Genomic DNA, 7,233 nt, shown 5'->3' with positions numbered 1-7,233 from the left:
TACTTAAAACCCACCTGCATCAGCAGGCGGGTTTCTTCTCCATACACGACTTCATCGCTGCTCTTACCCGGCAAACTTCCCCGCGCAAGGCATATAATTGCTGAAATCCCCGTCTTCTCAAGATACGGGCAGCTTTCATGGCAGCATAACGGCTATCTGTCATAATTAAGACAGGATCGCTAGGCGATAGATCTTTACTCCACACAAACGGCAATCGACCCAATGAAATGTTGATCGTTCCGTCCAGGTGGCACTCCTCATAGTCGAAGGCGTCTCGAACATCCAGCTTCTTCGTCTGCGGCGGAACTCCGAACCCGCATAAGGCCCCGGCCTCCACAAACATCAGACCCGAGACAGGCCATAATAACCGGAACAAATACCCACAAACGGCAGCGGCAGACAAAATCCCTCCAGCCATGGCCAGCATTCCCGTCACTCCACTTCGTCCTGCCAGGACATCATCCCGCCGGTCATGTTAACTACGTTGTAGCCTCTTTCGCCCAGCAGCTCACAAGCCAGGCTGCTGCGTCCCCCGCTGCGGCAGACAACGATGACCTCTTCCTCCGAATCAAGCTCGGTATGTCGTTCCGGCAACCGTCCCAGCGGAATATGTTTAGCTCCCGGAATATGGCCTTCGGCCCATTCGATCGGTTCCCGAACGTCCAGTACATATACCGATTCGCCCCGCTTCATCCGCGCGGCCAGCTCAGCCGGGCTGATTTCCTTCTCTGGCTGAAATGCCATGTTCATCGTCTCCCTTCTTATTATCGACTCTTGACCAATAGCTCAACCGCTTCCTTCACCAAATGACGGGTGTCGCCCCCCTGAGCCTGTTCCTCCAAAATACACTGCTGCAGGTTATCCGCAACGATTTGTGCCATCGCTTTATCTGCAGCGCTCCGCACGGCGGACAGCTGGCTCACGACTTCCTTGCAGGGCTTCCCTTCCTCCATCATGCGAAGCACGCCGCGCACCTGGCCTTCTATTCTTTTCATGCGTCGTTTTACATCATCCGAATACATATAAGTATCCGCCATCACTCGTTCCTCCTTCAAAGAACACGGCAGTCAAATAATACCCCCATGGGTATTATTTTAGTGAGAAAATGCGATGATGTCAATCCACTTACTGTGATGGTTTACGGAAACCGATGCGAGGTGCCATTACTTTGCCAACGATTAGTCCCCCGACTACCACAAACCAAACAAACGGCAACGCAATGATGAACCCCCATATAAAGGTCTGAAAATTCGCGACACCTGATGAATAAAAGCGGTAGATTGCATAGGATGCAACGGGTATTTCGACCACGATCGCAGTAATTACGCCGGGTGTATAGTGTTTCAAACGGATCCACATGCCAATATGCTTAAGACCATCGATCACCAAAGCTACAAGGATACCGGCGTACAATCCGCTTAATCGCCCTTGGCTATGGTATTGAACTGCGGCAGTATAAGTTACGATAAGCAGTGAAACTCCCAATAGGAATATTGCAATCGCAAACTGACCTGTGACATATTTATCCGAAGCTAGAAACCGGGTTGCCTTCACGATGCTCGGTTGGGATTGGTGACGACGCAGCCATCTGCGGACCATCAGAACTTCTTCCCCGTCATGGATGAAAAAAACGACGGGAATCAACCAGATCAGAATAGTCAGATCAACGCTCACGGTAACAGTCTCTAAGAAGGCCATCCTCTTATTCCCCCTTGTCTAGGAATCGGAGAATTTTTTGGTTTACGAGCTCGGGCTGCTCCGCCACAAAGCAATGGCTTGCCTTCGGAATACCCTCCGCCTTCACTCCCGGCAGTAGCCGCAAAGCACGCTTAATCGCACGAGATGCGTTGTACACAACCTCCTCATCACCGACGAGGAACAAGGTTTTCGGTTTTAAAGATGACAGTTCGTGCTTTTTAAAAACATGAGGAACGACTCTCAGTTGCGGAGTACAATTCATCCACCCCTGAACCACCATCTCCTCGATCCAAGGGTGAAGCCGCGAACCTCTGGCTAAAAACCACTTCCATAGTCGCAAAATCCTCTCCCGAGTAGGCCGGAGCATTACCGGATAAACCTTCAACATGAAGACGATAGGCAATCGTATAATCGAAGCAATAGGCGCCAATAGCACAAGCTTGACCACCCTCTCAGGGCTAGTCAGAGCCAAATTCAAGCTTAGCCATCCCCCCATGGAATGGCCTACATAGATTGCCTGTTCCAATCCAAGCGAATCCATCACTTCGCTTAACCACTTGTTACAATCCTGCCTGGTCTTCAATGGTTCCTTGACGACGCTTCTTCCATAATCGCCCATTGTATCAATGCAAAACGTCCTGTACCGCTTTGAAAGGGCGGATATGTTCTGCACCCACATGGTTGAATTAAATGTCATTCCGTGAAGCAAGATCATAGGCTCCCCGTTCTCGGGGCCGCTAACCAACACATGCGTTTTCCCATATGTGGTATTTACGAGCCTGCTCTCGTAGGGGACAGCCCACAACTTCAAGCTTTGTTCGTAGACTTCGCGAAACTTCCGCTCCCCTCTTGCCGATTTAAAGATGGAATACTTCTCTTGCATAGGTCATACCCCCTTTAACAATTACCGATCAGTGATAGGTGATGGTTCCATTGTAGGGAGTGAACGGATATCCAAAAAGGGTAAAGGCTCTGCTCATCATTTCTACTTTTTCGGTTTGTACCAGATAGATGAAAAGTCTACCCACCCTTTCGGGTTCACTTTGACATTTTGCAGCGTAGAGTCATATAGAGTCGTAACTGATTTGGATGTGAGAAAGACACAAGCAGATGCCCGATGTAATTCCTCTTCGGTTTCTTGAAGCCACTTTTCTTCGGCTACCACCTCTGGATCTGCAAGCATGGCGAACGTGCGGTTATCGATTTTTTCGCAAATTTCGTTACTTAACGAGCTCCGTAGAAAGCTCCCCTCCGACAGAAAATATTCAAGCAAACGCAGCGGTCCCTCGCTTAACACGGCTTCGAACAGCAGCAAATCCGCTTGAGCGATCGTTGAAGGTTCCATCATCTCGCTCCATGGCAGAATATTGACTTCAATTCGAATACCAATCGCTTCATATTGTTGTTTCAGCCAAGCGGCGGCAGTTGCATGTCGACCATAGGTCAACAACCGTAACGGTTGCCCGTCGTATCCTGAATTGCTTAATGCTAACCTCGCCTCGTTCGGTCGATATAATAAGTCCTTTGGGTCCATTTCATGCTTCAAAGAGAAGCCTTTCACAGGATAGCCCCAAGGTTCGGGAAGCTCTTCTATCATCCGTATGCGATCAATGCTATGAACGATTGCTTTCCGCAGCGGCCAATCCCGCAACCAACCCTCTTTCTTCATATTTAACGTCAACATCAATACACCGGTCATCGTTTCCTGCTGCGGCATCGCCGTAGACGGGACTTGGAACTCCCCGGTCACCACGGACAACACCCCCGGGCTCGTTCCAAAACAAGCTTCCGCTTCATTGGCGGGCACAATAATGATTTCGATCCGGTCCATCATCCCGCGCTGTCCGTGGTAAGAAGGGAATACCTCCAGCACGCACTTACCGGAGTGGAACTCGACGATATGATAAGGACCTGATCCTACCGGAACGTACTTCGCTTTCAGATCGCAGGAGTTTTCCCCCAGAACAATCGAAGCTGCGGTGTGGCTCATAAACCATAGAAAACGCCGATTGGGTTTGCAAAGTGTGATCTTCACTTTATAGCGTCCATCAATGTCGATCCTTGAAATATCGTTAGCCAGCCAACGATGACTGCAGGAAGGCTCACGTAAACGGAGTAAAGAGGACTTCACCTCCTCGGCCGTTACTTCCCGCCCATTGTGAAACCAGAATCCTTTATGTAAAAAAAATGTCCACTCTGTCCCGTCTTCATTCGTTTCCCAATGATGCGCAACACCCGGACGAATAACACCGGTCTCGGGTTCGTATTCGACGAGTCGACTGCAGATCTGCGAGATGATGTGCGTATCGAGCGAAAACATCGCACTCGCCGGGTCCAACGTTACAATCTCCCGGTATATCGGCAACCGCAACGTCTCCATAGTCCGGTCACCGTTACGGTTTTCGCTGCTATAACCGAAATACCCCGTTAACCACTGAAGAAATTGCGTTCGCACCTCAACTGCCCCTTCGTACGTCTTTAACCAGTCGAACGCACCAGGAACATTCCCCTGCTTCACCAAATCTTCTGCGGTATGAAGCAGCAATTGATCGAAAGGAAGCAACAACGTAAGTTCGGAGGTATTCCCCCTCCCCCTCCCTGAGACGAAACGAATCCATTCCAACTCTATCATCTTAGTCACAATCAGCTTCGCGTTCCGCGGCGTGCAATACCATATTTCCGCCAAGTCTCCCATCGAGACATGGAAGGATTCACCTTCAGCGTATTCCGAAAACACATTCCGAAGACTCAAATAATCCTCCGCTATTCTCATGAAATCCCCCCTCTTGATAAGTTGAAGAATTGCGCCGGCTTTTTACCCTTTTTCCCCGAACGAATCGATCTGATGATAGGGATTATTATTAGCGGGAAAAATCAATTATTCCGTTCTCTTAAGCAGCTTTCTGCGCGACTATTTCTTTACATTATTATCGGCTTCCTATGGATGACTTTCAATCGAAGAATGGAGAGGATAACCATGGAATTATTGACAGAGCAAGAAGCCATGACGGGGCAATTCATTACAGTGGATAGCGGTCAGACGTTATGATTAATTACTTACGCTGGTGGCAACTAACCCAACAAAGAAAAATAGTCGACCAGGTATAAACTATCCTGGTTGACTATTTTATAGAAACGTACTGTTTATTCTTATTTTAGCGTAACGTCTTTCTCCCAGGTCAACTCCTGACCTTGGTCATTGCCGAATACGAAGGTCACTTTGCCTTCTTCGCCTTTCATTTCATCGGGATACAGGAACCCCATAAATTGCCCGTTTCCGCTGATGTAGAAGCCGTCTCCGCCATTTTGTCCATGCTGGATTGCTTCCTCCAACGTATTCACGATGTCGTTTTTCTTGGATTTCCAGTGAATTTCCTTAAGCATATAACCCTCCGGCGCTTTCTTGACGGTGAAGTCGAAGCTTCCCCCTTCCGCTAGCGGTTTGGGTGTCTGATCGATGACGATCAGGATATCCCCGTTGGCGGCGTCGTTTGCATCAGCTTGGTTTCCGGTTGTATCATTTTGATTGCCATTCGCCTCATTGCCTGAGTTTGCTGAGTTTTCGGAGTTATTCCCCGAGTTGGTATTGGCCGGCGACGGATCGCTGACTCCAGCCGTATTGGAAGGGGCATTCTGGTTCTGCGGCGCTCCGGTAAGGGTTTTGCTTCCGCATGCGCTCAGCATCAGGGCAGCCGCCAAAGTCGTCATCAATAATACAAGTGTTTTACGTTTCATCATGAGTTTCTCCTCCGTTTTGGGTTTCTTTATCTAGTAAGGTAAAATAAAAAGCTACGCCTCGCTCTGTATTCCGAGCTCCGTATTCGCTGCCGTGCAGCTCCAGGATATGCTTGACGATCGCCAGTCCCAACCCCGTCCCGCCAGTCTTGCGGTCTCGCGAACGCTCCGCCCGGTAGAAATGATCCCAGATCCGGGCCAGGTCCGCTTCAGCGATAGAGGGGCCGGCATTCTCGATCGTCGTCGTTGTCTTCCCGTCCACGTCTCGGTGCAGCGCGATGTGAATCGTACTTTCCTCCCGGGCATGGCGAACGGCGTTGCTTAACAAGTTTAGAATGACTTGCTCAATGCGCTTTGGATCCGCCCAAACCGTGACTTCATGCCATTCAGTGGTTTGACCGTCCTCTTCCTGGCCCCGGTTCAACTCAATCCGAAGACCCTTCGCCTCCAACTGCTGGTCAAAGGACCCCGCCATCCGCTGGATGAGGCTGGTTAGAGAGAAGCTGCGGGGATGGAGTTGCACCTTCTTCACCTCAAACTTGGACAGTTCCAACATATCCATAATCAAGGCGTTCATGCGGTCGGTTTCGCTGACGATTAGGGCCAGATACCGTTCCTTCTTGTCGTCCGCCACCCCGTCCTGCAGCCCTTCGGCAAAGCCTTTGACGATGCCAAGCGGTGTTTTTAACTCGTGTGAAATATTGGCGACCAGCTCTTTACGCAGTTCTTCCGCGATCCGCTTCTCCTCTACGTCGAGCTGCAACTGATGGTTTGCACGGGTTAGCTCCTTCAATGCCTGATCCAAATTACGCGACAACCGCGCAAGATGACGGGACAGCTCGCCGAACTCATCCTTCGTCCGGGCTTCCGGCACCGCGGAGAAGTCCAGCTCCGCCAGCCGAGCCGCCGTACGATTCAGGGCGAGCAGCGGACGGGAAACGATCCGCGAGAAAATCAGGGACAGCAGCACCACCAGTACGATGATCAGCGGTGCTAACACAATGACATAACGCTGGAGGATCTCCACGGCCTCGCCAACCGGCTGCAATGAGCTTAACGCCACCATGTAACGGGGGACGGTCTGGCCTTCATTTGCGAGCGGCTGAAGCAGCACCACATATTCGACGCCGCTCCACGTGTCACGCCATTCGAATCGGACGGGTTCCCCTCCTTTCAGCCGAGACTCGGAGGACGAGACATCGTTGGTTTGGGCCCTCCAGGTTTGGAGCGCATCATCGATGAGCGTATCCTGATAAAAGGGATTGTAGGAGCGGGAGTTTAGCTCCGGCAGCAGCAGATCCGCCACCTCACCTTCCGCTCGTACCAATCCGATGTCGGGCTCTTCGGTCGCTTCCACCGACAAGCGGATGTTTACGGGATTCATGATCGTATCCAGCTGATCCATGAACATCCCATCGACCGTTAGCTGGTCGCCGATGGCAACTTGCGGAATCGCCTCGCTTGTCGTCCCTTCGGTCGGGATGACCACCTTCACCGTTTTCCCATCCGAGGTCCTTAAATCGATGTAATAGGGTTCATAGTGAAGCTGCGTAAACTCTCGATTCAGAATCGCGATGCTGGCGTCATGCCGATTCATAAATTCACCCAACAGCCGGGAAACCTGCTGCTCATCATCAGGATGCTTCCTATATAACGCGGCAAAGCTCTCCATGCTCCCGGCCAGACGGCTGATTTTCGTTCCTCGGTAAAACCGTTCGAAGAATACCCCCTCCGCCGCCATCACCACCAAGAAGGCTAGCAGGACCACAGCTGATGTTACAATGAACAACTTGAAAACCA

At 50.8% G+C, this 7,233-nt stretch carries 8 protein-coding genes; all 8 read right to left on the bottom strand.

From position 1 onward, the window contains the following. Window positions 1–19 precede the first annotated feature (19 nt). The 8 genes from M0651_RS23150 to M0651_RS23115 all read right to left on the bottom strand — a co-directional run bounded on the left by M0651_RS23150 (window position 20) and on the right by M0651_RS23115 (window position 7,222). Entirely contained in the window at window positions 20–427 is a 408-nt protein-coding gene (locus M0651_RS23150) for a rhodanese-like domain-containing protein (protein WP_248554029.1), read from the bottom strand. A 5-nt stretch (window positions 428–432) separates the two neighbouring features. Beyond that, window positions 433–744, bottom strand: coding sequence for a rhodanese-like domain-containing protein (locus M0651_RS23145; RefSeq protein ID WP_248554025.1), 312 nt, complete (start codon window positions 742–744; stop codon window positions 433–435). 20 nt (window positions 745–764) lie between these two features. Then, window positions 765–1,037, bottom strand: a complete 273-nt coding sequence (locus M0651_RS23140; RefSeq protein WP_248554024.1) for a metal-sensitive transcriptional regulator — start codon at window positions 1,035–1,037, stop codon at window positions 765–767. Window positions 1,038–1,125: 88 nt separating this feature from the next. Beyond that, entirely contained in the window at window positions 1,126–1,698 is a 573-nt protein-coding gene (locus M0651_RS23135) for an HXXEE domain-containing protein (RefSeq protein WP_248554023.1), read from the bottom strand. A 4-nt stretch (window positions 1,699–1,702) separates the two neighbouring features. After that, entirely contained in the window at window positions 1,703–2,581 is an 879-nt protein-coding gene (locus M0651_RS23130; RefSeq protein WP_240268353.1) for an alpha/beta fold hydrolase, read from the bottom strand. A 102-nt stretch (window positions 2,582–2,683) separates the two neighbouring features. Then, on the bottom strand, window positions 2,684–4,471 hold the full coding sequence (locus M0651_RS23125) for an ABC transporter substrate-binding protein (RefSeq protein WP_248554022.1): 1,788 nt from the start codon (window positions 4,469–4,471) through the stop codon (window positions 2,684–2,686). Window positions 4,472–4,848: 377 nt separating this feature from the next. Further along, window positions 4,849–5,436 carry a hypothetical protein gene (locus tag M0651_RS23120; RefSeq protein ID WP_308195583.1) on the bottom strand — a complete coding sequence of 196 codons (588 nt, stop codon included), beginning with the start codon at window positions 5,434–5,436 and terminating at the stop codon, window positions 4,849–4,851. Next, entirely contained in the window at window positions 5,423–7,222 is a 1,800-nt protein-coding gene (locus M0651_RS23115; RefSeq protein WP_248554021.1) for a sensor histidine kinase, read from the bottom strand. The genes M0651_RS23120 and M0651_RS23115 overlap by 14 nt, the downstream gene beginning before the upstream one ends. Between the last annotated feature and the right edge of the window lie 11 nt (window positions 7,223–7,233).

Origin of the sequence: Paenibacillus mellifer, from assembly GCF_023195895.1 — a bacterium.
GTDB lineage: Bacteria > Bacillota > Bacilli > Paenibacillales > Paenibacillaceae > Fontibacillus > Fontibacillus mellifer.
The sequence above is the reverse complement of the archived record's forward strand: the minus strand, read 5'-3'. Positions and strand labels throughout refer to the sequence as shown.